Source organism: Paenibacillus sp. FSL k6-2145 (genome assembly GCF_037976585.1).
GTDB lineage: Bacteria > Bacillota > Bacilli > Paenibacillales > Paenibacillaceae > Paenibacillus.
This window is the reverse complement of the sequence record NZ_CP150267.1, coordinates 778,636-804,111: the sequence shown is the minus strand read 5'-3', so window position 1 is coordinate 804,111 and position 25,476 is coordinate 778,636. Positions and strand designations below refer to the sequence as shown.

General features: G+C 48.2%; 23 protein-coding genes. 15 read left to right on the top strand and 8 right to left on the bottom strand.

The window, feature by feature from the left end; genetic code table 11:
• Positions 1-112: 112 nt before the first annotated feature.
• Positions 113-1,453 (top strand): TrkH family potassium uptake protein, encoded by a 1,341-nt coding sequence (locus NZ043_RS03570; RefSeq protein WP_091037827.1) that lies wholly within the window; start codon positions 113-115, stop codon positions 1,451-1,453.
• 54 nt (positions 1,454-1,507) lie between these two features.
• Positions 1,508-2,179 (top strand): TrkA family potassium uptake protein, encoded by a 672-nt coding sequence (locus tag NZ043_RS03565; RefSeq protein WP_091020848.1) that lies wholly within the window; start codon positions 1,508-1,510, stop codon positions 2,177-2,179.
• A gap of 61 nt (positions 2,180-2,240) precedes the next feature.
• On the opposite strand, the gene NZ043_RS03560 is transcribed toward NZ043_RS03565, so the two are convergent.
• Entirely contained in the window at positions 2,241-3,164 is a 924-nt protein-coding gene (locus NZ043_RS03560) for a LysR family transcriptional regulator (protein ID WP_091037825.1), read from the bottom strand.
• Positions 3,165-3,459: 295 nt separating this feature from the next.
• On the opposite strand from NZ043_RS03560, the gene NZ043_RS03555 reads away from it, so the two are divergent.
• From NZ043_RS03555 to NZ043_RS03530, 6 genes are all read left to right on the top strand, one after another.
• Positions 3,460-4,128 carry a succinate dehydrogenase cytochrome b558 subunit gene (locus tag NZ043_RS03555; RefSeq protein WP_091037822.1) on the top strand — a complete coding sequence of 223 codons (669 nt, stop codon included), beginning with the start codon at positions 3,460-3,462 and terminating at the stop codon, positions 4,126-4,128.
• A gap of 43 nt (positions 4,129-4,171) precedes the next feature.
• Positions 4,172-5,914 (top strand): succinate dehydrogenase flavoprotein subunit, encoded by a 1,743-nt coding sequence (sdhA, locus tag NZ043_RS03550; RefSeq protein WP_036673387.1) that lies wholly within the window; start codon positions 4,172-4,174, stop codon positions 5,912-5,914.
• 536 nt (positions 5,915-6,450) lie between these two features.
• The gene (gene sdhB / locus NZ043_RS03545; RefSeq protein WP_036605794.1) at positions 6,451-7,215 is read left to right on the top strand and encodes a succinate dehydrogenase iron-sulfur subunit; all 765 of its coding nucleotides are present in this window, start codon (positions 6,451-6,453) and stop codon (positions 7,213-7,215) included.
• Between the two features lie 175 nt (positions 7,216-7,390).
• Positions 7,391-8,365 carry a metallophosphoesterase gene (locus NZ043_RS03540; protein WP_091037821.1) on the top strand — a complete coding sequence of 325 codons (975 nt, stop codon included), beginning with the start codon at positions 7,391-7,393 and terminating at the stop codon, positions 8,363-8,365.
• 57 nt (positions 8,366-8,422) lie between these two features.
• Complete coding sequence (locus tag NZ043_RS03535; RefSeq protein ID WP_091037819.1) at positions 8,423-9,154, top strand: metallophosphoesterase family protein; 732 nt, start codon at positions 8,423-8,425, stop codon at positions 9,152-9,154.
• A 169-nt stretch (positions 9,155-9,323) separates the two neighbouring features.
• A complete protein-coding gene (locus NZ043_RS03530; protein ID WP_091037817.1) occupies positions 9,324-9,956 on the top strand; it encodes a GNAT family N-acetyltransferase in 633 nt (210 codons plus the stop codon).
• 465 nt (positions 9,957-10,421) lie between these two features.
• Here NZ043_RS03530 and NZ043_RS03525 read toward each other — a convergent pair whose 3' ends face one another.
• Together NZ043_RS03525 and NZ043_RS03520 are read right to left on the bottom strand one after the other, a co-directional pair.
• On the bottom strand, positions 10,422-11,231 hold the full coding sequence (locus NZ043_RS03525) for a histidinol-phosphatase (RefSeq protein ID WP_091020855.1): 810 nt from the start codon (positions 11,229-11,231) through the stop codon (positions 10,422-10,424).
• A gap of 30 nt (positions 11,232-11,261) precedes the next feature.
• Entirely contained in the window at positions 11,262-12,164 is a 903-nt protein-coding gene (locus NZ043_RS03520) for a LysR family transcriptional regulator (RefSeq protein ID WP_036605798.1), read from the bottom strand.
• Positions 12,165-12,620: 456 nt separating this feature from the next.
• Between NZ043_RS03520 and NZ043_RS03515 the strand changes: the two genes are divergently transcribed.
• The 5 genes from NZ043_RS03515 to NZ043_RS03495 all read left to right on the top strand — a co-directional run bounded on the left by NZ043_RS03515 (position 12,621) and on the right by NZ043_RS03495 (position 17,495).
• Positions 12,621-13,079: a chemotaxis protein CheX gene (locus NZ043_RS03515; protein ID WP_036605799.1), complete on the top strand. Its 459-nt coding sequence runs from the start codon at positions 12,621-12,623 to the stop codon at positions 13,077-13,079.
• A 56-nt stretch (positions 13,080-13,135) separates the two neighbouring features.
• Positions 13,136-13,909, top strand: a complete 774-nt coding sequence (locus NZ043_RS03510) for an SDR family oxidoreductase (protein ID WP_339310683.1) — start codon at positions 13,136-13,138, stop codon at positions 13,907-13,909.
• Positions 13,910-14,121: 212 nt separating this feature from the next.
• Positions 14,122-15,495: a DEAD/DEAH box helicase gene (locus NZ043_RS03505; protein WP_133387044.1), complete on the top strand. Its 1,374-nt coding sequence runs from the start codon at positions 14,122-14,124 to the stop codon at positions 15,493-15,495.
• Between the two features lie 27 nt (positions 15,496-15,522).
• Positions 15,523-16,275, top strand: coding sequence for an ABC transporter ATP-binding protein (locus NZ043_RS03500; protein ID WP_133387045.1), 753 nt, complete (start codon positions 15,523-15,525; stop codon positions 16,273-16,275).
• A gap of 2 nt (positions 16,276-16,277) precedes the next feature.
• Positions 16,278-17,495: an ABC transporter permease gene (locus tag NZ043_RS03495; RefSeq protein WP_339310680.1), complete on the top strand. Its 1,218-nt coding sequence runs from the start codon at positions 16,278-16,280 to the stop codon at positions 17,493-17,495.
• Positions 17,496-17,674: 179 nt separating this feature from the next.
• Here the strand turns inward: NZ043_RS03495 and NZ043_RS03490 are convergent, their stop codons facing one another.
• The 3 genes from NZ043_RS03490 to NZ043_RS03480 all read right to left on the bottom strand — a co-directional run bounded on the left by NZ043_RS03490 (position 17,675) and on the right by NZ043_RS03480 (position 20,112).
• Positions 17,675-17,800, bottom strand: coding sequence for a YjcZ family sporulation protein (locus NZ043_RS03490; RefSeq protein ID WP_206759599.1), 126 nt, complete (start codon positions 17,798-17,800; stop codon positions 17,675-17,677).
• A gap of 217 nt (positions 17,801-18,017) precedes the next feature.
• Positions 18,018-19,316, bottom strand: a complete 1,299-nt coding sequence (locus NZ043_RS03485) for an aminotransferase class I/II-fold pyridoxal phosphate-dependent enzyme (protein ID WP_133387047.1) — start codon at positions 19,314-19,316, stop codon at positions 18,018-18,020.
• Positions 19,317-19,494: 178 nt separating this feature from the next.
• Positions 19,495-20,112, bottom strand: a complete 618-nt coding sequence (locus tag NZ043_RS03480) for a pyridoxamine 5'-phosphate oxidase family protein (protein WP_133387048.1) — start codon at positions 20,110-20,112, stop codon at positions 19,495-19,497.
• Positions 20,113-20,264: 152 nt separating this feature from the next.
• Between NZ043_RS03480 and NZ043_RS03475 the strand changes: the two genes are divergently transcribed.
• Complete coding sequence (locus NZ043_RS03475; protein ID WP_339310676.1) at positions 20,265-21,725, top strand: PLP-dependent aminotransferase family protein; 1,461 nt, start codon at positions 20,265-20,267, stop codon at positions 21,723-21,725.
• 178 nt (positions 21,726-21,903) lie between these two features.
• Positions 21,904-22,689 (top strand): AraC family transcriptional regulator, encoded by a 786-nt coding sequence (locus NZ043_RS03470; protein WP_091037805.1) that lies wholly within the window; start codon positions 21,904-21,906, stop codon positions 22,687-22,689.
• 347 nt (positions 22,690-23,036) lie between these two features.
• On the opposite strand, the gene asd is transcribed toward NZ043_RS03470, so the two are convergent.
• Both asd and NZ043_RS03460 read right to left on the bottom strand, forming a co-directional pair.
• Positions 23,037-23,828: an archaetidylserine decarboxylase gene (gene asd, locus NZ043_RS03465; protein ID WP_047841263.1), complete on the bottom strand. Its 792-nt coding sequence runs from the start codon at positions 23,826-23,828 to the stop codon at positions 23,037-23,039.
• An 85-nt stretch (positions 23,829-23,913) separates the two neighbouring features.
• On the bottom strand, positions 23,914-25,044 hold the full coding sequence (locus tag NZ043_RS03460; protein ID WP_339310674.1) for a YheC/YheD family protein: 1,131 nt from the start codon (positions 25,042-25,044) through the stop codon (positions 23,914-23,916).
• Positions 25,045-25,476: the final 432 nt, after the last annotated feature.

The following is a 25,476-nucleotide window of genomic DNA, read 5'->3' as shown; positions in this document are numbered from 1 at the left end:
GTCGTTTTAATCTGAATCATACTTGTTTAACGTTTGGCAACAGCATTTCAAATGAAGAAGGCTCCACGGGTGTGGAGTTATTTTCATTTTAGAAGAGGTGGAAGATACTCAAGTGAAACTGAATGTTCAATGGATGCGATTATCGCCACCCCGTATTCTTGTGTTAGGGTTTGCTGGCATCATATTGGTAGGCACACTGCTATTAATGCTTCCGGCATCCAGCCGTAACGGAGACAGTCTTGCATTTATTGATGCGCTCTTTACAGCAACTTCGGCTGTTTGTGTCACTGGTTTGGTTGTCGTTGATACAGGGACTCATTTCTCGGTGCTGGGTCAGGTTGTAATTGCAATTCTGATTCAGATTGGCGGACTGGGCTTCATGACAATGTCCACATTGGTTGCCATTGCGTTCAAACGGCGGATTTCGCTTAGAGAGCGGTTGATTCTACAGGAAGCGATGAACCAGAGCACGATGGAGGGAATCGTCCGGCTGATTCGTAAAGTTGTGATCTACTCACTCATTATCGAAGGCATATGTGGCACACTGTTTGCCATCCGCTGGTCGTTCGACATGCCAGTCGGACAGGCGATTTATTATGGCTATTGGCATGCGATCTCCATGTTCAACAATGCGGGCTTTGATATGTTTGGCGATTTCCGCAGTCTGACCGGTTATGTGTATGACCCATTGGTTAATTTTACAGCGATGTTCCTGATTGTCTCTGGCGGTATCGGTTTTGTGGTGTTGTCAGACCTGGTGGATTACCGCAAAACGCGGAAGCTGTCTTTGCACTCCAAAGTTGTACTGTTAATGACTGGATTGTTGATTGTGTTTGGTGCACTTGTCATTTTCGTATTTGAATTTAGCAATCCGCGGACACTGGGTGGCCTGAACTGGGGTGGCAAAATTCTCGGTTCATTCTTCCAGTCCGTTACGCCGCGAACGGCAGGAGCCAATACGGTAGATATTGCCGGGCTGAGACAGGCAACACAGTTCTTTATGATCATTCTGATGTTCATTGGTGCTTCGCCAGGTTCTACGGGAGGCGGGATCAAAACAACGACATTTATGATTATGGCTGGCGCGGTCATCGCCATGATGCGTGGACGTGAAGATATCGTATTTTTCCGCTACCGGCTCGTACAGGAACGGATTTTCAAGGCGCTTACTATTACATTGCTGGCGCTCTTGTTCATCATAGCTGTAACGATGGCACTGAGTACCACAGAAGACGCCAGTTTTATGATGATCTTATTTGAAACGACATCAGCCTTTGGTACCGTGGGATTATCGCTTGGACTAACGCTGAAGTTGACTACATTGGGCAAGCTCCTGATCTGTTTTACGATGTTTGCAGGAAGGCTTGGACCGATCACATTAGCGTATGCACTTGGGCAGAAAAAGGGTAAAGAGTTATACAGGTATCCGGAAGGCAAAATGATTATTGGATAAATCAATTTTTAGTGAGTTATGAAAATGATTTGGATAAGGGGTTCGTGAAGAACAATGAAAACACAGCAGTTTGCGGTGATTGGGCTTGGGCGGTTTGGCTCCAGTCTGGCACAGGAATTAATGGAACTCGGCTACGAGGTGCTCGGGATCGATAAAAATGAAGAAGTCGTCGAAGACATGAGTGAATTGGTCACCCATGCCGTTGTAGCCGATGCCACAGATGAGGAAGTGTTGCGCTCTCTGGGTATTCGCAATTTTGATTGTGGTATCGTAGCCATCGGGGATGATATTCAGACGAGCATTCTCACCGCGATTCTGTTAAAAGAGCTGGGCGTCAAGACGGTCGTGGCCAAGGCCATATCCGTCCTTCACGGACGAGCATTGGATAAACTGGGGATTGATCGTGTCGTTTATCCTGAGCGGGATATGGGCATTCGGGTTGCCCACCAGCTGGTTACCCCGAACTTGCTGGATTACATTGAATTATCCAATGATTACAGTATTGTCGAGATGAAGGTTCCCGCCTGTCTGCACAACAAAACCCTTTCGACCCTGAATGCACGTGTACGCTTTGGTTGCAGCATTGTGGCGTTACAGAAAGAAGCCGGGGTCATTATTGCTCCGACAGCACTGGACTCGCTTCAGATGGGGGATATCATGGTCATTATTGGTAATAATGCTGATATCGACCGATTTGAAGAAGAGGTTATCAGCCAAGAGAGCTGATAATTAAGATGAGTTAAATATGGGAGGCCAGGCGTTAGAGCCTGGCTGATTCAGATCAAAGCTAAGGCGTCGTAGTCCTCCTTGAGGGCAATGGCGCCTTTGCTGTAAAGAGCGCAGCCGTCTCCTTGACCCATTGTCTGGAGGTCTCGCTGAGGTCCTCTTTTTCCCCATAGATCATGCAGGTTGTTCTGCGGGTCTGCTGTAGTTGAGGCAAATGAACAGAAACAAGATCATTGTCCGCGAGCAATTGTGGACGAAGATATGACTTGGGCAATAGAGCAGCAGCTTTGGCGGAAGGCAGAAGTCGGATAATCGCTTCAAAGGAGTCAATTTCCATGCGAATATCCGGCATCACGGCACAGCGCTGGAAGAGGTCGTCCGTTAATTTGCGGTACCAGGTGCCTTTGGAGAACGTGATCATCGGCAGATCCTGCAAATGCTCCATCCCGGCTTCCTTACCGGATAAGGGGTGTGTAAGCGGCACAACCAGTTCCAGGTGATCGTCAAAGAGCGGCACACAGTTAAGCCCCACTTCGCTGATGGAGGAGGCGACAATGCCCACATCGGCTTTTTTGTCACGCACAAACGAGACAATCTCATGTGTTTTACCCGTCAACAGTTTCAGTTCGGCATTTGGATGTTTCTCCATAAAGGCATTGACGAGAGGTGGTAATGTAGTTTGAAGCGTCGTCAGACTGGCTCCGAGTGTAATGGTGCTTTGTTCTTCGTCTTTATACTGGGCAAGCATGGTGAGGAACTTCTGCTGCTGCTGCTTCTGTTCTACCGCGAAGGTATAGGCGAACTGGCCCACACTGGTTAACTCCAGCCGTTTGCCACGGCGGTGAAATAGGGCAACCCCAAGTTCATCCTCCAATTTGGCAATTTTGCGTGAGAGTGCGGGTTGGGACAAGTTCAGTAACTTGGATGCACGGTTCAGGCTGGACTGCTCCACGACCGCTGCAAATGCATTTAACTCCTCAAACATGAACAATAACCTCTTTTCCATGAGTGTGATTCTTGCCCTTGCTTAATCGTTTTCCATGTTGTATAGCCTGTAAACCCAATGTTTCACTGCTTATACCTATAGGGTATAACATTTAATAATTATATTGCAATTCCCTTATAAGAAAAAAAGGAGTAACATGAATCGTGACACAAGTTGTTCACACCTGGGGAAAACGGAACAATTTGTCGAACCTTTTCATGGAAAAGGATTCGTGTCATGATAAGTGAAATCATTTATGAAAACGTTGTATTTAGCGAAAGGGGATCGACATTTTATGAAAGGGTTTTACTCCAGAAAGCTGCACTCCTTGCTTGGCGTCATTCCGCTCAGTTTGTTTTTTGTTGAGCATTTGGTGACGAACTTCTCGGCAGTTGAAGGCGGCAAAGAGGCTTTTGACGGTGCTGTTGCATTTTTGAACAGTCTGCCACTGGTTATTGTTTTGGAAACGCTCCTCATCTGGTTACCGTTGTTCTATCACGGTGTATATGGTCTGTATATTGCTTATCAGGCCAAGCCTAACGTGGGCCGTTATGGCAATGAGCGCAACTGGCGTTACACGTTGCAGCGGGTCAGTGGTGTCATTACGTTTGTATTCGTAATCTGGCATGTATGGGAGACTCGGGTACAGGTTGCGTTGGGTACAGTCACCCACGAAGAACTTGGTGGTGTCATTCATGAGATCGTGATGAACCCGGTAACATTTATTCTATATCTGATCAGTGTGGTTGCGGCATCCTATCACTTTGCCAACGGTCTGTGGTCGTTTCTTGTTAGCTGGGGGATTACCGTGGGTCCGCGTGCGCAGCGTGTGTCCTCTTATGTGTGCATGAGTTTGTTTGGTATTATTTCCATTATGTTTATTGCTTCGTTGTTCGCTTTCCGGAGCATGGATTTCCAAGCAGTAACTTCGATGGTTGATGTAGTAAAAACAGTTCTAATTTAAGCATTTAGCGTATAAATGCTGACTTATAAGGGAGTGAACAGCAATGGCATCAACGAATGTAATTATTGTGGGCGGCGGTCTCGCGGGATTGATGGCGGCGATCAAATCGGCTGAAGCCGGAGTCCATGTTCATTTATTTTCACTGGTTCCTGTTAAACGATCCCACTCTGTATGTGCACAAGGCGGCATCAACGGAGCGGTGAATACCAAGGGTGAGGGTGACTCCCCATGGGTACACTTTGACGATACGGTATACGGCGGTGACTTCCTCGCGAACCAACCTCCTGTTAAAGCGATGTGCGAAGCAGCACCTGGTATCATTCACTTGATGGACCGTATGGGCGTAATGTTCAACCGGACACCGGAAGGTTTGCTTGATTTCCGTCGTTTCGGGGGAACGAAGCATCACCGTACGGCGTTTGCCGGAGCGACAACAGGACAACAATTGCTCTATGCATTAGACGAGCAGGTACGTCGCTGGGAAGCAGCGGGCCTGGTTACGAAATATGAGAACTGGGAGTTCCTGCAGGCGGTTTTGGATGATGAAGGCGTATGTCGCGGGATCGTGGCTCAGGATCTGAAAACGATGAAGGTACAGACCTTCCCGGCAGAAGCGGTTATTCTGGCGAGTGGTGGTCCGGGTATTATCTTCGGTAAAACGACCAACTCTGTAATTAACACAGGTACAGCGGCAAGTGCGGTGTATCAGCAAGGTGTAAATTACGCCAACGGGGAGTTCATTCAGATTCACCCAACAGCCATTCCAGGGGATGACAAGCTTCGTCTCATGTCTGAATCCGCTCGTGGTGAAGGTGGACGGATCTGGACGTACAAAGACGGAAAACCTTGGTACTTCCTTGAAGAAAAATATCCATCCTACGGTAACCTTGTTCCACGTGATATCGCGACTCGTGAAATCTTCAGCGTCTGCGTGGATATGGGGCTGGGCGTGAACGGCGAGAACATGGTTTATCTCGATTTGTCGCACAAAGATCCGAAGGAACTGGACGTTAAACTGGGCGGAATCATTGAGATCTATGAGAAGTTCATGGGCGATGACCCGCGTAAAATCCCAATGAAAATCTTCCCGGCAGTCCATTATTCCATGGGCGGTATGTGGGTAGATTACAACCAAATGACTAACATTCCGGGGCTGTTCGCAGCTGGTGAATGTGAATATCAATACCATGGTGCAAACCGTCTGGGTGCAAACTCATTGGTATCTGCGATCTATGGTGGTATGGTGGCTGGACCAAAAGCGGCTGAATATATCAAAGGACTTAAAAAATCATCCGCTGATATCCCATCTTCCGTATTTGAGAAACACACCAAACAACAAAGCGATAAATACGAAGGCATCTTGAAAATGCAGGGCACGGAAAATGCCTATGTCATTCATAAAGAGCTTGGCGAGTGGATGACCGCCAACATGACGGTTGTGCGCTACAACGACAAGCTTGAAGCCACGATTGGCAAGATCAAGGAATTGAAAGAGCGTTATGGCAAAATCAACATGTACGACAGCTCCGGTTGGAACAACCCTAGCGCAGCTTTCACTCGCCAACTGTGGAACATGATTGAATTGGCAGAAGCAATGACACTGGGCGCACTGCTGCGTAACGAAAGCCGCGGCGCGCATTACAAACCGGAATTCACGGAACGTAATGACGAAGAGTTCCTGAAAACGACTATCGCGAGCTGGTCGAAAGAAGGCCCGAAAATCTCGTACGAGCCAGTAGACGTATCCCTGATCCCACCACGTATCCGGGATTACTCCAAGGATTAAGAAGTACCACACTATTCATGTAATGAATAGTTAGACACCTGAACGGAGAGGCAGGAGAACTTTGGAGAAGCAAAGCTTCTTCAAAGTTACTGCCATCAACGTGATGGAAATGCCCAGAAGAAGCAAAGCGCCTAGCAATGCTTCAGAACTTCAATACTGCCTCCAGCATGAATGGAGTGCAGTTTTCCAGCAAAGTTACCCACGTGCACAACATAGCGGAAGAAGCGGAAATACCCAGAAGAAGCAAAGCGCCTAGCGATGCTTCAGAACTTTAATACTGCCATCCACAATGAATTGGAGTGCAGTTTCCAGCAAAGTGTTCTAAGTGCACGACGTAGCGGAGGAAGCGGAAATGCCCAGAAGAAGCGAAGCGCTCGCCTTTATCACCGGATTTTAACCCTGGAAAGGGTTGATCAAAAAAATCCGGGGATAACAGCGATCAGAGGGGCATTCCGCTGACGAAGCGTCTCCCGTGCACCAAACCATTTTGCGCATCAGCAACACCAATCATCGTCACCAGAGGAGGGGACAACGATATGGCGGAACAAGCTACAGCCAACAAAACTGTCAAGTTTATCATCACCCGTCAGGATAGCCCGGAGTCATCTTCGTACAACGAAGAATTTGAGCTTCCGTACCGTCCCAACATGAATGTGATCAGCGCCCTGATGGAGATTCAGCGGAACCCCGTCAATACAGATGGCAAATCCATTGCTCCCGTCTGCTGGGATTCCAACTGTCTCGAAGAAGTCTGCGGTGCCTGCTCCATGGTTATCAACGGCAAGCCACGTCAAGCATGTGCAGCCCTGATCGACAAGCTCGAACAGCCTGTTCGTATCGAACCGATGAAGACATTCCCGGTGGTCCGTGACTTGGTCATCGACCGTAGCCGGATGTTTAGCGCCCTGAAACGCGTAAAAGCATGGATTCCGATCGATGGTACCTATGACCTCGGTCCAGGTCCACGGATGCCTGAGAAGAAGCGTCAGTGGGCATATGAGCTGTCCAAATGTATGACATGTGGTGTATGTCTGGAGGCATGCCCGAACGTCAATGAGAAAACAGACTTTATCGGTCCAGCAGCACTGTCCCAAGTGCGCTTGTTCAACGCTCACCCAACAGGGGAGATGAACGCCGACGATCGCCTGGAAGCGTTGATGGAAGACGGAGGCATTGAGGGCTGTGGTAACTCACAGAACTGCGTGCAATCCTGTCCAAAAGGCATTCCACTGACAACCTCCATTGCGGAAATGAACAAACAAACGACCAAGCATATGTTCAAACGCTGGTTGGGTGTATAATCTCGTCATAACATGTGCAGAAGTGTAATCTGCAACTTAGAAGAAGTCGTGATCCCGTGCAGCAACATGCCGGAGATCTCGGCTTCTTTTTGTAATGAAGCAGAGGAACCGGGCTACCCATGCAGAATATGATATACTAAGGGGATGGATTAAGAGCGTAGAAGGAGGGGGAGATATGGCAGAGACACCGCGTCAGGGCAGCAACAACTCGCCGTCCCAGCGCTCGCACAAAGCACCAGGTGCAGAAGAGTCTGTGTTTCCTGGAGAAGAAAAGGATCATGATCCCTCTCGCCGAAGTTTCTTATTGCGCATGGTTTTGATGACAGCGGGTGCCAGTTTGCTTACAGGAGGTTATGCCTGGTTATGGGAACCGCGTCGCCTGGAGATCAAGCAAGTGGAGCTGAAACTTCCGAAGTTTCCAAAGGCATTTGACGGCTTGCGTGTCGTTCAGTTCAGCGATGCCCATCTTGGTTTTCATACCGGGGTGAAAGAGCTGAAGAAGCTGGCAGCAACGATTGAGGAGCAGCAACCGGACTTGATTTGTTTTACCGGAGACATCGTCGAGAGGGAAGCAGAGCCGATGCGTGAATGTATTCCGGTACTCGCCTCCATGCAAGCGAAGTATGGCAAATTTGCCGTTTTGGGGAATCATGATTATCGGGGCGGACAGCAGAATGAAGTGACAACCATGTTCCGTGAAGCCGGATTCACTTTGTTACGGAACGAACATGTGGTGATTGAACAAGGGGGCGAACGTCTGGCTATAGCTGGTCTGGATGACGCACTTACAGGCAGGCCTGATCCTGCCCAAGCCATCAAGGGATTGGATCATGATGTGTGGAAATTGTTACTTATGCATGAACCGGATTATGCCGACATTGCCACTCCCTATGGTTTCGGATTACAACTTTCCGGTCATAGCCATGGTGGACAGGTACGTTTTCCCTGGATCGGGGCACTGACAACTCCGCGAGGTTCACACAAGTATGTTCAAGGGTTGTATTACACGGATGTCCAGGGGGTATATTACACCACCCAGACACAGATGCCCGTGTATGTGAATCGTGGTTTTGGCATGACTCAACTGCCCATTCGTTTTCTGTGCAGACCAGAATTAACGGTTTTTGAGCTTAAAGGATCAACCACATAAAAGAATATAAGATGAATATAAAACATAAAGGATTCAACATGAATGGAGGTTATCCAGATGGAAAGAATTGCGATTGTATCCGACATTCATGGCAACATGACTGCCTGGGAAGCAGTGTTAGAAGATATCCGAAGTCGTGGCGTGGTGCGAATCTTTTGTCTTGGTGACCTCGTGGGCAAGGGGCCAGAACCGGTAAAGGTTGTGGATCAGGTGAGAGCAACGTGTGAACTTGTTATCCGTGGCAATTGGGATGAACTGGTTGCGGTTAACCAAGACAACGAGAATTTCACGTGGCAAGCAGAACGGCTGGGTGAGGAACGATTGGCGTACTTGGCGGGCCTACCCTTCAGCCATCAATTTCAACTGAGCGGTCGCACCATCCGTCTGGTCCATGCTTCACCTCAAAGTGTATACCATCGTGTACAGCCGTGGGACGCGATAGAAAAGAGGTTGGCAATGTTTGATCCTCCGGCTGATGAGCCTGAGCAAGGTGTTGCAGATGTTGTAGGTTATGGGGATGTGCATAACGCATACTTGCAGTATATGAACGGCAAGTTACTGTTTAATGCAGGCAGTGTTGGTAATCCACTCGATCTTCCCCAGGCTTCCTACTGTATTCTGGAGGGTGAAGACAGCAACGATAACAATACCCCGTTCAATGTTCAATTTGTGCGGGTACCTTATGATATTGAGCGAGAAGTACAGGTTGCACAGTCGGCGAATGTTCCTGCATTGGATTTCTATATTCGTGAGATTCGTACGGGTATCTATCGCGGGCTGCAGGAGTAGTCAGCATCTGGGCTCTATAGCGTCAGGAATTGGGATGATGCAATATATTAATACTAAAATGCGAATACTAAAGTTCGTGGATCAGTTCAAATGGTATTACGCCGGATCATCATTAGAGCATGCTTGTCTTACCGGACTAGAGCCCGTTTAGGCAAAAGGAGCGATTGTCATGCTTACCCGAAAAATGCTGGTTCAAGGTCTGCCGGCTTTGTGGACAGAGCGTCTTGTCCTGCGATCATTACGTCAAAGTGATTACAGCACATTATCGGAACTTTTTTCCGATCCTCAAGTCATAAGATATGTGAATAGGGGAAGCCAGCCCACGCCAATCAGGGCGAGACGGTTATTGAACCAGATACGGAGCAGCAGCGCCAAGCTGGATTCGTTACATTATGGGATCTGCTGGAGAGGCAAGGAACAAGTGATTGGGATCACCTCATTCCAGCACTGGAATGATCAGAATGGTACCGCACAGATTGGTTACATCCTGAACAGGTCCTGTTGGGGCAGGGGTGTGGCTACCGAGGCGGTACAGCGACTGTTGCAGTTTGGATTTGACGATCTTCATTTGTGGAGGGTGGAGGCACGGTGTTATGAGGCCAATGTATCTTCACAACGGGTGTTAAGCAAAATAGGGATGTCCTATGAGCGGAGTCTTCCCTCCTTCGGACTGCATGATGAGGATGACGAGGAATCAGAATCCCTGATGGATGTTAAAGTGTACAGTATGTACCGGGAACAATACGCCCGCCCGCTTCAGGAAAAATACCTGCAAACCCTGGTATCTGACAAGCCGCAATGACATAGAGTAAGAGTAGTCAAACGTGAATGAATCGAACTTCAATCATTTGTTACACAATTGAAATATAGCTGCAATTGAACTCTAACAGACAGGGGGTAAACTTATCTCATGACCCCCTTTTTGATAATAGATAATGCTGTTGGGACCCGCGCGAGCGGGTTCATTTTTTTTGAATTTTTACATAGTCACTCCGATGACAGAATAACCCTCCGATCGCTGTTATCCCCAGATTTTTTGATTCCCTTTTGAAAAGGGGCAAATCCGGGGATAGCGTATGCTTCCGATGCAGCTTTCTTTCAGAAAGCTTTTAGGCGACCGCTTCGCTTCTTCAAGTTATTTCTGTCCTCTCCGTTATCGTGTAAATGTTCAGTTTAAATTATATAATATTTTTAATTTAGAATTAAACCTAAACCCCCACAACGTGAACAAGCGCGCTGTGGGGGTTTCTATGTGGTCTGATATTTTTTACAGTGGTACAACCTGCATCTGTTTCTGCTTGAAGTATACCCAGTCGGTGAATCCGATCTCCTTGAGACGTGTACGAACGTCATCCAGCTCGTCTGCCACCCGCTGCGGTTTATGAGCGTCCGATCCAAATGTCACCTTCACTCCATAATGATGGGCCCGTTCCAAAATGGCATCCGAGGGATACCAGCCACCGCTGAGTTTGGTTTTGCCAGATGTGTTAATTTCAATCGCTACGTTGGATTCTGCAATGACCTGCAACGTTTCATCAATGGCCTGATCAGCGATAATTTCGGAGAAAGGTGGATAATTTCCTTTCATCGCATCAATGTGTCCAAGAATCTGGAACATACCGCTGCGAGCCGATTCCCGGATTAATGAATAATAACTCTCTTTCACTTCAACTTTGCGAGCATTGCTCAGTCCATTCCACCGGGTTTTGTTGAAGATACTCACATCCTCGGTATGATGAACCGAACCAATAATATAGTCAAAAGGATACTGTCCCAGTGTGGTACGGTACAATTCTGCATAAGCAGGGAAGTAGTCGGATTCAATGCCGAGCAGTACATCGATTTTACCAGCGTACTCTTCTTTCAAAGCAAGGACTTCTTCCACATAATGCTGCAATTCCGACTTGCCCATTGCGATCCGGGGAAATGCCTGCTCAAGCTCGCTGCCAAAGTATGGCGTATGATCCGAGATACCGATGGCCTGAAGTCCTGCCTTAATGCCCGCCTCTATATAATCGCGGATGTTGCCGTCTGCGTGACCACAACGAAAATGATGTGTATGAAGATCAAATTTCATATGGAATCCTTCCTTTCTCATGGCTCATTGTCATTCTGAACTGATGAATTGGGTTTCCGGCATACCTTTGAGGTCACTTATGAATTGCTGCATTGCTGAGTTAAGGTATCGACTGGACTTATAGATGACACCAACAGGGTGACTGACCTCCAGCTCACTTAAGGGTATCATTCGCAATGTACCTTGACGCAACTCATGCGCAACAGATTGTTTGGAAATGACAGCTGCCCCGAGATCAATCTCGACCATCCGTTTCACTTCTTCGCTGCTCGACAACTCCATTACTATATTAGGTTCAATATTATGTTTCTTGAAGATGGTTTCCGTAAACCGTCGGCCTACTGTATCAGGGGATAGCAGAATCAATGGTGTACTCCGGAGCACATCCACTGCAGCATGTTTTTTCTTCGCCAGCGGATGGGAAGGAGATACCACGAGTTCAAATGTGTCATAGTACAGCACAGATGTATTCAGGTTGGGATTACGCTCCGTGAGATAACCGATACCAATATCAACCAGACCATTTTCGACCTGGGTATAGATCTGTGATGACGGAAGGGATTGGATACTGGTTTTGATCAGCGGGAATTGATCTTGGAAATAGGATAACACCCTTGGCAAGATCTGAATAGCAATGGAAGTTGTTGTGCCTAACACGATACGTCCCTGAGGCGTTTCATCGAGATCGGACAATTTTTGTTTCAACTCATCAACGATATCGAGCATCCGTTCAGCGTGCTCCAGAAATACCTGTCCACGGTCTGTCAGGGTAACGGGTTGGTTCCGATCCACAAGAACGGTGCTGAATTCGTCCTCCAGACTTTTGATCTGGGCCGAGACGGCAGGCTGGGTCAGGTTCAGAAGTTCTCCCGCTTTGCGGAAGCTCATCGTTTTGGAAATGGTAATTAGTGTCTCCAGTTGGCTTATGTTCATAGGTGACCTCCTTGCAGGCAAAGTATCTTGATTATGTAGTGTTTGGTGCGATGAAATCCCGTAACTGGTTATTGTTCCGTTATCTTAAATTATAGGTGATTCAGGACAGCAGAGCAATGAAGGCAATTGTAAGGATCAAAAGTAGTTCAAGAGACTGTGAAAAAAACGCGAATAAAAGAATTTGATTTTTTTAACAGTTGTGAGAAGCAGTAATAAAGTCCTAAATCCCTTTTGTCACGCACAATGAACGAAAAGCTTTCTTCAAAAGAAGTAAAAAGCTCAGTTTATTCGCTAGAATCAGCTATAAACATTTGCCCCACGGATGACGATAAATTATAGTACACATGGTTTAACGAATTCTTAATGAATTCTTGTACGTGATAAAGTATAATAAATTTAATGAATATGGGACTTTTGGTGTGTGACCAATAACCCAGTGTGAGGGGGACATAGACAGTGAAAGCGGAAGTGATTAATCCTTTCCTGGAATCGGCACGGAACGTATTCGAACAGCTCATCCAGGTTTCGCCTTCCACCGGGAGTCTTGGCGTGAAAAATGTAGAGTACATTGCAGACCATGTCTGGATCGTGATCGGAATGACGGGACAACTTAGTGGAAACATTGTATTTGGAATCAATGAACAAGTTGCATTGAAAATTGTATCTGCGATGATGGGCGGTTTTGTCATTACAGAAATGGATGAAATGAGCAAAAGTGCGATTTCGGAACTGGGTAATATGATCAGTGGTAATGCCAGCACCATCCTGTCGAACCAGGGGGTTGTGGTCGATATTACACCTCCACAAGTGATGAAGTCCGAACATCTGACTACATTTAGTGCAACGAAAGCACTGAGCATTCCTTTGCTGATGGACGGCATTGGTGAGATGGATATTCAGGTCATGATCTCGTAGAATAGAACCATACGCCTCAAGAGGCAATATGTGTTCAATACGGGAGGACATCACGGATGCTGAAAGATCAGGTAGTGTTTATCACAGGTGCATCGAGTGGTATCGGTGCGCTGTGTGCGCAGATGCTGATAGAAGAAGGAGCCATCCCAATTCTGGCTGCCCGTTCACGGGACAAGTTGGAAGAGATTGGTGCCTCGCTGAAAGGGCCGCATGAATTACTCACGCTTGATGTTACGGATAGTGAGCAGGTTCAGGCAGCTGTGGATGCGATATTGCATAAATACGGACGAATCGACATTTTGCTGAACAACGCAGGTTACGGGAAATTCGCAGCGATGACAGAGATGTCAGTACAGGAATTCGATGAGATGATGGACGTTAATTACATGGGCATTGTCCGCTGCACCAAAGCAGTGCTTCCACAGATGCTGGAACGTGGCAAAGGTCAGATTGTGAACGTGGCCTCCATGGCTGGCAAAATCGGTACAGCCAAATCCGCTTCCTATACAGCTACGAAACATGCTGTACTCGGATTTAGTAATGCGCTGCGTCAAGAGCTTCGCAAGACTGGCATCATGGTGACAACGATTAATCCAGGTCCGATTGATACACCATTTTTCCACCGGGCTGACCCATCTGGCAATTATGTGAATAATGTACGCTGGATGATGTTGAAACCGGAAGACGTTGCGGGTCATATGATTCGGGCGATGAAAAAGCGTAAGGAAGAAGTGAATCTGCCAAGACTTGCTTCTGCTGGCATATGGTTGTACCAGCTATTTCCTCGTCTTGCAGATCGATTGTCGCACGGTGTAATGAATCAGAAGTAAATGTGATACGAGGCATCATATACGGATTGAAAGAAAGGCTCCGCCGAGGGGCTTTTCTTTTTTTTGGCGTGTATACATACAATTCTGGAATAAGATTTGGTACACGGGCTTTTTTCGCATATAATGAAAGGTAATGTGATGACAGGCTTCGGTTTTAGTAAGTACAAGCAGGGCTAGCATCAAAATGAATAAAATTAAAAGGATGGACATACATGACGAATCAAACATTTGCTTCAATTGGCGTGGAACAGGATCTGGAGGCCGTTTTGGCGAAACATGGCATTAACGAACCTTCACCTGTACAGGCTCAGACAATCCCGGTTATTTTGGAAGGCCGGGATGTCGTATCCAAATCCCAGACGGGAACAGGAAAAACGCTGGCATATCTGCTGCCACTGTTACAATCCATCAAAATGGATATCAAAGGTACGCAGAAACTCATTATTGCACCTACACAAGAGCTGGCGATGCAGATTGTACGTGAGGCACAGCGCTACGGGGAAGAACGCAAGATCGGCGTATTAGGTCTGATTGGTGGCGCAGCGGCTAAACGTCAGATCGAGAAGCTGCGTGAGCATCCACAATTGGTTGTGGGTACACCGGGACGACTGAAAGAATTGATTACACTCAAAAAACTGAAAATGCACAACGTCTCTACGATTGTTATCGATGAAGCGGACCAAGTGTTCCAACTTGGCGGCGTAAGTGACGTGAACTTTGTACTCAAGAGCGCATTGCGGGATCGTCAGTTGATCTTCCTGTCAGCAACAATTGATGAGAATACGGCCGGACTCGCGAAGCGTGAGATGAAAGAGCCTGTTCAGATCGGAATTGAACCGGATCGAGCTACGGCTGCGGGCCTGGAGCATTATTATTTTGTAGAAGAAAACCGGAACAAAATTGACATGCTGCGTCGTCTGGTCAGACAGTACAATCCGGATCGGGCGATCGTATTTGTGAATGCAACCGAAGATATTGGTGAAGTTGAAGCAAAAATGAATCATTTGGGCTTGTCCGCTGCTGCGCTGTATGGGGATGCTGACAAAGTGACCCGCAGTAACGTATTGTCTGCCTTCCGTAATGGCAAACTTCAGTTGCTGATTGCCAGCGAAGTCGCTGCCAGAGGACTGGATATCGAAGGCTTGCCAATGGTCATTAACTATGACCCTGCCTTTGACTCGGAGCACTATGTTCACCGTGCAGGTCGTACAGGCCGGATGGGACGCTCGGGGATCGTTTTGTCCATTGTGGATGAAACACAGATCTTTATTATGCGCAAATTCGCACGCGAACTCGGAATCGAACTGTCAGAACGTGTACTCTTTGGTGGTAAAGTACTGGAGGCTGATCCGCGTCCGGACACGCGGCCTGAGGGACATTCGTTCTCCAGAAAACCAGGACAATCCAGAGATCGCAAACCAGGTCAGGGCAGCCGCAATGGCGGTACCCGGGCTACAATCTCCAATTCGCGTCCAGCGGGTAACAAACCAACTGGCAATACTGGCCGCACGGAGCGCGATCAGGATCGTAAAAACAAGGGAGCACCCAAGTGGAGTAAAGACAAAACGCCACGCTCCGAAGAATAGAATCTGACGAAAGGGGTGCAGGGATAGATGGAAAATGTTCAATCGCCTGTTCTGCAAATCAGCGGGTTAAGCGGAGGTTATAGTGCCAAACGGCCGGTCCTTCACGGCATCGATCTGGAAGTCGGACGTGGAGAGATGGTCGGACTAATCGGCTTAAACGGTGCTGGCAAAAGTACAACCATGAAACATATCCTCGGCTTGATGACACCTCAACAGGGCGAAGTACGAGTGATGGGCAAGAAGCGGGACGAGGATGCGCAGATCTACCAATCGGCCATGGCATTTGTACCGGAATCACCCGAACTTTATGATGAGATGACGGTGATGGAGCATCTGGAGTTTACGGCAAGAGCGTACAATGTGTCGGAGTCTGATTTCAAACAACGTACGGAGAAACTGCTGGAACTGTTCCGTATGAATGAGAAAAGTACAAGTCTGTCGACTCACCTGTCCAAGGGGATGAGACAAAAGGTCATGATCATGTGTGCTTTTGTGGCAGGACCACCACTGTACATCATTGATGAGCCTTTCCTGGGGCTGGACCCGCTGGGTATCCGCTCCTTGCTTGATTTTATGCTTGAGATGAAAGCTTCGGGATCATCCATTCTGCTCAGTTCACACATTCTGTCCACGATTGAAAATTACTGTGACCGTTTTATCGTTCTGCACCGTGGGCAGGTTATTGCTCAAGGGACGTTGAATGAATTACGCTCTCAATTCGGGGAATCGGATGCCACGCTGGAGCACATGTTCTATTCCCTCGTACAAGGCAGGGATTGAGCATGGATCTCAAGCTGCTATGGAAGCAAAGACGCACAGGATTCTGGAACGGAATTCTTCCTTATCTCGGATATGTAATCCAGAGCGGTGTGGCTATGGTCTTTTTATTTCTCGTCATTGCGTTCTCCGCCTGGTATACATCGTTTGTTCAGAACATTCCCGCAGAATTCCCCATTCGCTGGATTGCATTGGTACTGCTGGCGCCACTGGTGCTGTTTAGCAGTTATCGTACATATCTGCTTCCGGCAGATATCGTGTTCCTGCGACCACAGGAATACCGGATGCAGGAATATTTGAAGAACAGCTTTGCCCGGGGCATTATCTATAAAAGTCTGGGCCTGTTACTTGTGTTTGTTACATTGTGGCCTCTCTATGTTAGAGCAGATCTGGATGCACGGCCATTTGGCTGGTTCATCGTATTCCTGTTGCTGTGGAAAGGGTTGTCCAGTTATGGAGCATGGCAAGAGCTAAGAATGGTTCAGGTTGGGGCAGCAAGAGGATATCGCCTCTTGCGATGGGCTCTGGCAGTGCTGGCGGTTGGCGCCTGGTTATGGCAACCACCGCAGCGGAGCGTATGGTTCCTGTTGTTGCTGGCTGTTGTCTACATCGTCGCCTTGCGTATACCAGTGAAACATCGGGTAGCGTGGGAAAGACTGATTCAGGTGGAGCAGGGTCAGGCTGGACGGGTTATGCGGACGCTTGGCTGGTTTGTGGATGTACCTTCATCCGGACAGAAAGTAAGTTCGCGTCGCTGGCTTAGCAAATTGGGGAACGCTCTTCCCTGGAATGCGGGGAAAGCTTACCGTTACTTGATAACCAAAACGTTTATTCGAACCGAAGTGTTCTCAATCGTGTTACGCCTAATTGTACTGGGCATGTTACTATCCTGGTGGACAGCAGGCAGCTACTTTGGTGTCGGTGTGTATTTGTTCTTCCTGTTGCTTGCAGGTGTACAGCTTGGTGCGCTGCGTCGCAGTCATAGTGAATCATTTTGGATTATGATCTATCCAATCTCGGGTGAGAGTCGTCGTTCTCAGGTGTTGGGATTCATATTCCATCTCCACGCACTGGCTGCGTTACTCATGTGGTTGCCTATGCTGGTTGCCGGAGCAAATGGACTGACTGTCACCGGAGTAGCACTTATTTTGGGTATACTGGTGATTGTGATCATGCGGCGTTCGCAAGGCAACAAGTGGTTGAAGGAAGAAGAAGACGAGTAAACAAGAGACCGTACCTTCGTACCTCTCGCCAGCCAAGATGGTGGGTCGAGGTGGAGAGTGACTTCTACTTAAATTAACAAAGAAGGGTATTCCGGGCTGTATCCCGGTATACCCTTCTTTGTGCTGTAATGGAATCATGCAATCAGATCACTTGGTTCTCACGCAAGTGTGTATTGGTACTAACAGAGGAACGATTTAGTGATAATCACGAGCAAGATGAACAGAACGAGAATGGCACCTGTGTTAGTAAATCCTCCGTAACCGCCGCATCCATAACCGCCTCTTGTATCTTCAACTCCAGACATGGTCATTCCCCTTTCAAGTGGTTGTTTGGCACGCCCTTGCGTACATCGTATATTATGTACCTTGGGGGTAGGCTGATTGGGCCGATGCCCGGTAAAGCCAGAAATTAAAGCTTTTGGGCTGATAAAACACAAAAGAACCCTTTGTATATCCAGAGACATGAAACGTCGCCGTTTTACAAAGGGTTCTTATATCATTCAGGGTACAGGTCTGTGTTAACTAAGTCGTCCGCAGATCCTGAACTCCACGATAGATGGTTTCATACAGATCTTCCAATCCGGATTCTTCAATACAGGAGAAGGCGATTCGCAGATCCGATTCACCCAGCGCGATTGTACCCACACCATATTTGTGCAGCAAATGGCTTCGAAGTTCTTCGGCGCCAACTTCTTTCAGCTTCAGGCACATGAAGTAACCGGAGTTGAACGGATAATAATCCCATGCATCTCCATACTTGCCACTATCGAGAATGGCCTTCACTTTATTGGCGCGGCCTTTCATAATCTCGAACTTCTCCTGTTTCTGTGCTTCAAACTCCGGTGCTTTGAGCGCATCCAGTACAAAAGTCTGGGAAGGATGCGGGCCACTGGAGATCGTTGCCCGGATAATACCGAGTGTTTTTTGTTCCAATGCATGCAGAACGGCTGCATCTTCATGGGCATACGTAATGAATCCAACGCGGAAGCCCCATACGAACTCTTCCTTGGTTGCACCATCCACTTTTACGGTCAACACACGTGGATGAATGTTGGCAAGTTTGCCAAACAGGGATTCATGAATGGAATCTTCGAAGAACAGCCCGAAGTACGCATCATCTGTTACAGCAACCACATTAACGCCAGCTTCAGCTGCCTGACGAATCGTGTTTACAATTGCATCTGCTTCTTCGGCTCCAGGCGTATAACCTGTAGGGTTATTCGGGAAGTTGAGCAGCACGATGGCTTTACCTTTGTCCTTTTGATCAAGTAACGCCTGAAGCAGACCGTCACTGTTGAAGTTCAACTGATCATCGAACAGGGGATAATGAACCAACTGGCCATGACGACGGATTCCGAAGGTCAGCTCGTAATTTTCCCAGTTTTTATCCGGATATATGACAGCGTCCCCTTCATCGGCGAACAGGTCGGCTACAATACTTAGTCCATGGGTTAATGCATTGGTTACAATCGGATTGCCGAACGTTTTGCCTTCCAGGGAAGGCGTTTCCTTCAGCATCTTGTCTCTCCAGACGGTCCGCAATTCAGGTTTGCCTGCAGGTGGAGCGTAAGGATACAGATCCTTAGGCTGGAATGCAGACAGCTTCTCCTGAATAACCTGAAGATGCATCGGCACACCACCCTCCAGAGCGATACCAATCGTGGCATTATGGGTCTTGGCCAAGCTTGCTGCTTCAGCAGATTGACTCAAAATCCCCTCTTTAGGAAAATAAATTTCTTTGCCAAGCTGTGACAGCATGGAGTAGACGTGACTGCTGCCTGTCTGAATACTTTCGTTCAACTGTTCAGCCAGTGGATTCATTCTTTTCATCCTTCCAAGTCTTTGTGATTCAACTGCCTAACATTATATCACCTTGACATGCCCCCGTCACGGAAATTACGCAATATGACAGTTATATCGCTTTACCGCGTTGTTGCAGAGGGTTTTGGCGTGGGATATCGTTGAATTAAACCTTGGAGTAATCCTCAGAAAATGAAACTTATTGCTGATGAAATGGACAGTATTTCCGCATCATTTCAGCAGTTTCGGCATCGCGTCCCTCATTGCGCTGTTCCAACTGACCACTGATATGATCGAATCGTTCACTGGAAAGGTTTTGTCCAAATTTAAACTTGGCGCTGATCCCTTCTGGCATAATTCGGACTACGGCTACAGCTTTGAGGTTGCCTGTGTAACGCGAGTCAGTAGCATCAATGGGTACATATCCGCCTTGCGGCTGGAGTTTCTCCATGAATCGTTGCAGCACCTTACCTTTGATGTCCAGATCTTTAACCGGTTCAGCCTGACCGAAGGCCATGACACTTTTGAAGAAAGAAGTCGCCGGACAAGCAAGCTCGGGATCACTGAAATAGGATGGAATGAGGGAGAACTCTTCAGCTACCGTGAAACTGACCGAGGAATCCTGTTTGATCTGTTTCATCTTCTCACCAGCCAGACTGCCGTGAAAATAAAAGCAACCGTCCATATAAACGAAATTCAGCGGTGTAACTCGTGGTTGTCCGTCCGGACTGACTGTTCCCAGAAACCCGAAGGAACACTGATCCAGAAATGTGGTAATCTCTTGTTCTTCATCTACTGTGAATTCTTTCCGTCTCATGTGTAATCCCCCATCATTGAATGTATAATAAAACGCCATATCTTATGCATAACAATAGTTCATACATTGACAATGAAATAGATCCAATTTACATTCACTTTAGTAGGCCAATTCGTCAGGGAACACAAATGAAGACCAATGAAGAGAGGTGCATGATGGAATTGTGGTTACCGATGGATACCTATGAACTTCAGCATCGATACAAGTATGAGGCATTGTATCATGCGTTACGTGACGCCATTCATGCAGGCACATTGGTGGGAGGCACGCGGCTTCCTTCCACCCGTGAGTTGGCAAGGCAATATGAGATGTCGCGTGGTTCAGTAGCTCAGGTATACGACATGCTGCTTGCGGATGGTTATGTCCATGCACATCGGGGAAGAGGTACCTTTGTGACCGAAACATTATCCTCTCAGGAAAATGAGAAACAGGAAGCTGTTCTCAGGCTGTCTCCCTGGGGCGAGCGGGTACAGAGGTTGAATACGCAACATGAAGTCCTGCGGACTCAGATGTCTTCACCGAAGCCGTCCGCCATTAATTTTCAAATGCAGCGCATGCCTGCAGAACATTTCCCGTTAGGGGAGTGGAAGAGTGCACTCGCTGCGGTTCATCGCAGTGGTTGGCGAGAATCGAGCGGTGTAGCCGGTGATCCGGAGCTGCGTGAGGCCATCGCCTCCCATCTCAGATGGACACGTGGTATCCAGGCTGAACCCTCTCAGATTGTATTGTTCAGTGGTTCAATGCAAGGCATCACCCTGCTATCTCAATTGCTGATAACGGAGAATACAGCAGTTGTATTGGAGAATCCGGGGTATCCGGGTATCGCCCATGCCGTCAAGTCCTGTGGTGGGCATATCATCCCGGCAGAGGTGGATGCTGCAGGCATTATTCCTCAGCCTTGGGAGGCACAGACGTTATTTGTCACCCCTACCCGGCAGTTTCCAACAGGGGCCGTGCTGGGGTTGGACAGAAGACGTGCCTTGCTTGCGTGGGCCTCAAAGCGTAATGCGGTCATTATTGAAGATGATTATGACAGTGAATTCCGATGGGGCGGAAGACCAATTGAACCCCTCAAAGTGCTTGATCGTGAACAGCGCGTCATCTACGTTGGTTCATTCTCACAAACGATGGTTGTTTCGTTCCGACTTGGCTATGCCGTACTGCCACCTGGTCTGGTAGAACCTCTCCTTGCCGCCAAGGCGTTGTATGAACCGGTACCTCCCGCACTGCTGGAGCAGCGCGCACTGGCGAAGTTTATGACCCGAGGAGGTTACCTGAGGCACTTACGACGGTTAACCCGGTTATACGGGGAACGGCATGATTTTTTTGTGCGAGAGATGGAACTACAGTTGCCTGAAGCATTCACGATGCAACTTGGTGATGCAGGACTGCATATCTATGCTACCTGGAATGGCGATGTGGACAGTTATCAGCGATTTAAAAAGCTTGCCGAGGAGGATGGCATATTGTTCCGTGATGCAGAGCGATATCGGCTGACTTCAGGTCATCCGGCGGCCTGTTTTGCTTTTGCACATCTGGAGAAAGAAGAGATGACAGAGGGAATCCGGCGAATGCGGCTAGCCTGGGAGAAGTGCACATTTTCGTTTCGGTGAATTCCGCTGTATAATGGGATAAGACATTTCGCTCCTGTAGGAGCAGAGATCATATATGAGCAAGTTGTATTGAATCATGCAAGATGCTGAAATACATATGGCCTTGATTGAAGAAGTGAGATTCAGATCAGAATGATGCCATATGCAGAGAGATTAACTATCAAGGGGGAGTGGCGACATGCTGCAGGCATCGCCGTCATCATTTGTTATTTTGCCCGCTGTCGCCAAAATTGTCTGTGAACCGGGCTGGAAGTGGCAGAAACGGGAAAAACCGATGCAAAACTATGATTTATTTTATGTATGGAGTGGTGAAGGAACGCTTGTACTGAATGACCAGTCGTATGAAGTTGGCAAGGGTAGTTGTTTTCTGTTCAGGCCAGGAGATCATCCTACTGCAACACATAATAAGCAAAAACCGTTGGTACTTACGTATATTCACTTTGATGTGGACGTGCCTGTTGATGATGTTCCCCAGTCCTATCGCGAGGTACAGGAAACGGTGGAGTTTGAGCATTTGCTGGCACGTTATGTAAGACTGTTCTTATCGGATGTGTACGGACGTGATGAAGAGAGCCGATTGATTCTGAAGCAATTGATGATTCATTTGCTGCGCGCCGATACGGAAGAACCTGTGGAGAAAAAGGTAAGCAATCAGTTGTCTGATGTCATCCAGGAGGTCGCCAATTATGTGCGTCAGCATCCGGGGATTACGCATCGGGTGGAAGATCTGGCTGCGCGGGCTGGCTTATCGCCCCGATACTTCTCGATCAAGTTCAAGGAACTGGTGGGATCATCGGTGCAATCTTATATTATCCGCATGCGTATTGAACGGGCGGAACATCTGCTGGTGCATACCGGCATGAATGTGACCGAAGTGGCGGATGCTCTGGGTTACCGGGATATTTTCTTCTTCAGTCGTCAGTTCAAGCAATATACCGGCAAAAGCCCGTCCGAGATTCGTTAAAATTCTGATGAGAAAAACAGGAAACCGTTTCAAGTCTGGAACGCAAGGGTAATTATCTAGCATTCCAGATGACCAAAAGGGGGAACTTGTGATGAACGGAAAACGTCGGGTCCGCAACCGGGGATGCTCTACGAAGGGATGCAATATTTTCCGGAACCGTCTGCGTCGCTTCAAACCGGCAGAGGACTTGCAAGATGTGTGGTTTTGAGGAGAACTCAGCAGACCAATAACGACGGAGCGAAGCTTCGTATTGCATGTATACATGGATGAATATGAATGCATAAAGAGGATGGCGCAATACCTGGTTACAGGTGCTGCGCCATCCTCTTTATTTGCGTATGGACTCATTAGTTCTTCGGTTTCAAACGACCAAGCAATGCGCCCATTTTGACCGAATCGCCTGGCTGTAAGCCCGGGTTTGGTTCGAATGTGCCGCTCTGCGTCAGCAGAACAACGGTGGAACCGAATTCAAAATAGGCCAGATCATCGCCCTGTGCCCAGGTACTTGTGTCCGTATCAGCATACTGTATGCTACTCACGTTCATCGCACCTACTTTGACAACCGCCACTTCACCGTAATCGTGTGCGATATACGTAATGAGCCGTTCGTTTCGACTAAGCACGGATCTCATATGGGTTAGGCCAAAGTCATTCACGGGATAAACTTTGCCCTTGATGTGTTCGCTCTCTATTTTGCGGCCGCTGACAGGTGCATGAATGCGGTGATAGTCGCGAGGGCTGAGATAGAGGACGAACCCGTACCCGTGCTTGTACTTCTCCAGATGGGGAGAATGGTTTAATAATTCAGCAAGTGTATAATTTTGTCCCTTAACATTCAGGAGTGTCCCTGCAGATATTGGACCGGCTGCCGTAATCTTGGCATCTACCGGGCTGATCAGTGCATGCTCTGAAAGTTCCAACGGGCGCATGCCCGGCTTTAATTTGCGGGTAAAGAAATCGTTCAGTGAACGGTATTCCTTCCAGTCTTTCTCGGCCTCCTGAACAGGGATGTCGTAGGTCCGGACAAAATAAGGGATAAATGCCTTACTTCCCCGGCTTTTGGAAAAGGCTCCCACAGTCCGGGAGATCCATTTGCGCGAAGAAAGCTCGGTCATTAATCGCAACAGCGTTTTTGCCATGAATATCCCCCTTAGGGTTAATGCGAACTTCAAGGCCGGCAAGACCGGCCGTTCTGCATAATATTGACACAGAATGCACACGAAATCAATATAGTCTCCTATCGTATGTCTGCGGTTGTCTCGGTATCATCGAATTTTGTTCCAGCAGCAGACGCCCATAAGCCATCGGTTTGCTGTACGTTGTCTTCCAGTGTTCCGACATTCCCGCCTTGCGAAATCCGTAACGCTGATCCCGTCCATTGCATTCAATAAAATAAATCTGGCCGCTGCGCGTTATCCCGAGATCAAGGCCCAGATCAGCCAGATGTGGCAGACTGGCCGACAGGTTCTGGGCAATTCGAAGTGCAACGAGTCCGATTCTGTATTCCAGTCGAGCCAGGTCGAAGCCAGATTCTCCTAATCCAAGGGCCTCTGCGAGCTTCATGACTTTACCGCCCTGGGCGATATTGCTGACAAATGTATGGGCAGGAGCCGCTTTGGCAAACATGCCTGTTATTCCCCAAAGACCGTCGCTGCCACGTTGTACAGATACCCGCAAATCTACCGGCCTGCCCTCATAACGTACCAGTGGGATACGCTCTTCAATGAGGTAGGCATGGCGAAAGATCCGCCTTAGGGTGGCGGAAGGAAGCTGTCCTTTGCTCAACCGGAAGGTAGCCCACCCTTTGCGTGCAGCCTTCGTCTCACAGGTTAGTTTCCACTGTCCATCTCGCTCAAAGACTCGCATAATACCATGACCGATGCTGCCGCTGCATGGTTTGATGACGAGGTCATCATATTGTTCCATCATATAGACCAGAGACTCTGGCGTAGCTTTAACTGCATGGGGGAGGTGTTCTCGCAAGGCGAGGTCCTGATGAAGCATGTCATGAATGTGATCTTTACGATACCGGTTGCGAACGTTGAATACCTGGATACCCTGCAACATGAGCTTGGTAATCTGATGCTGTTCCGTCCGGCGAAGCTGGAGTGATCGGTTATGAATGACGGAGGGCAGTGGCATGCGCTCGCGAACATATCTGCCTTCTTTTTTAACATAGGCAAGACATGTTTTTTGATCCGAATCGATATCTTCCAGCCTCAAAAAGCAGGGGGTTAATCCATAACTGGCCGCTGCCTGTTCATAATTCGCGAGTGATTCCTGACCGGTCCTTCCGGCCGGTATCCCCCGGTACATGCGTGAATCGAACATAATGCCGATCGTTTCTTGGAGCATGACCGTTCCTCCTTCGATGTTATCGCGACCATGGATCGTCCATTCATGGAATGCCGGCCTGTCACCGCATGGCTCAGACATCGCGATAACGCAGACCGGTGTGTAAGATGAATCGCCAAGCACTAGTGCTTGCTCAGGGCGTGTCTAAAACTCCAAAGGAAGCAGGTTTTTACCGAATTTTCGTTCCAAGCAAGGAAGTTTTCTGCAGGCATGCCGGGGCACGTCAAGGGAAAGTGACGCAGCAGGGGCGAAAAGACGGTGAAAGATGCACTTCAGCGAGTTTTCAGACACGACCTAGACATAATATCCTATGACATGACTGGGACGGGGGCGTGGACAGCCGCCTTTCCTCTGCAGCCCTGACACGCCTATTTCCACGAAGATCATCGAACGTTCCTGTCTTGACGCCTGTACATTCGTGCTCTGGAATCC

Excerpts from the sequence above, each read along its gene's own strand:
- NZ043_RS03565 (WP_091020848.1), top strand. The coding sequence starts at position 1,508 with ATGAAAACACAGCAGTTTGCGGTGATTGGGCTTGGGCGGTTTGGCTCC.
- NZ043_RS03560 (WP_091037825.1), bottom strand. The coding sequence starts at position 3,164 with ATGTTTGAGGAGTTAAATGCATTTGCAGCGGTCGTGGAGCAGTCCAGC.
- NZ043_RS03555 (WP_091037822.1), top strand. The coding sequence starts at position 3,460 with ATGAAAGGGTTTTACTCCAGAAAGCTGCACTCCTTGCTTGGCGTCATT.
- sdhA (WP_036673387.1), top strand. The coding sequence starts at position 4,172 with ATGGCATCAACGAATGTAATTATTGTGGGCGGCGGTCTCGCGGGATTG.
- sdhB (WP_036605794.1), top strand. The coding sequence starts at position 6,451 with ATGGCGGAACAAGCTACAGCCAACAAAACTGTCAAGTTTATCATCACC.
- NZ043_RS03540 (WP_091037821.1), top strand. The coding sequence starts at position 7,391 with ATGGCAGAGACACCGCGTCAGGGCAGCAACAACTCGCCGTCCCAGCGC.
- NZ043_RS03535 (WP_091037819.1), top strand. The coding sequence starts at position 8,423 with ATGGAAAGAATTGCGATTGTATCCGACATTCATGGCAACATGACTGCC.
- NZ043_RS03530 (WP_091037817.1), top strand. The coding sequence starts at position 9,324 with ATGCTTACCCGAAAAATGCTGGTTCAAGGTCTGCCGGCTTTGTGGACA.
- NZ043_RS03525 (WP_091020855.1), bottom strand. The coding sequence starts at position 11,231 with ATGAAATTTGATCTTCATACACATCATTTTCGTTGTGGTCACGCAGAC.
- NZ043_RS03520 (WP_036605798.1), bottom strand. The coding sequence starts at position 12,164 with ATGAACATAAGCCAACTGGAGACACTAATTACCATTTCCAAAACGATG.
- NZ043_RS03510 (WP_339310683.1), top strand. The coding sequence starts at position 13,136 with ATGCTGAAAGATCAGGTAGTGTTTATCACAGGTGCATCGAGTGGTATC.
- NZ043_RS03505 (WP_133387044.1), top strand. The coding sequence starts at position 14,122 with ATGACGAATCAAACATTTGCTTCAATTGGCGTGGAACAGGATCTGGAG.
- NZ043_RS03500 (WP_133387045.1), top strand. The coding sequence starts at position 15,523 with ATGGAAAATGTTCAATCGCCTGTTCTGCAAATCAGCGGGTTAAGCGGA.
- NZ043_RS03495 (WP_339310680.1), top strand. The coding sequence starts at position 16,278 with ATGGATCTCAAGCTGCTATGGAAGCAAAGACGCACAGGATTCTGGAAC.
- NZ043_RS03490 (WP_206759599.1), bottom strand. The coding sequence starts at position 17,800 with ATGTCTGGAGTTGAAGATACAAGAGGCGGTTATGGATGCGGCGGTTAC.
- NZ043_RS03485 (WP_133387047.1), bottom strand. The coding sequence starts at position 19,316 with ATGAATCCACTGGCTGAACAGTTGAACGAAAGTATTCAGACAGGCAGC.
- NZ043_RS03480 (WP_133387048.1), bottom strand. The coding sequence starts at position 20,112 with ATGAGACGGAAAGAATTCACAGTAGATGAAGAACAAGAGATTACCACA.
- NZ043_RS03475 (WP_339310676.1), top strand. The coding sequence starts at position 20,265 with ATGATGGAATTGTGGTTACCGATGGATACCTATGAACTTCAGCATCGA.
- NZ043_RS03470 (WP_091037805.1), top strand. The coding sequence starts at position 21,904 with ATGCTGCAGGCATCGCCGTCATCATTTGTTATTTTGCCCGCTGTCGCC.
- asd (WP_047841263.1), bottom strand. The coding sequence starts at position 23,828 with ATGGCAAAAACGCTGTTGCGATTAATGACCGAGCTTTCTTCGCGCAAA.
- NZ043_RS03460 (WP_339310674.1), bottom strand. The coding sequence starts at position 25,044 with ATGCTCCAAGAAACGATCGGCATTATGTTCGATTCACGCATGTACCGG.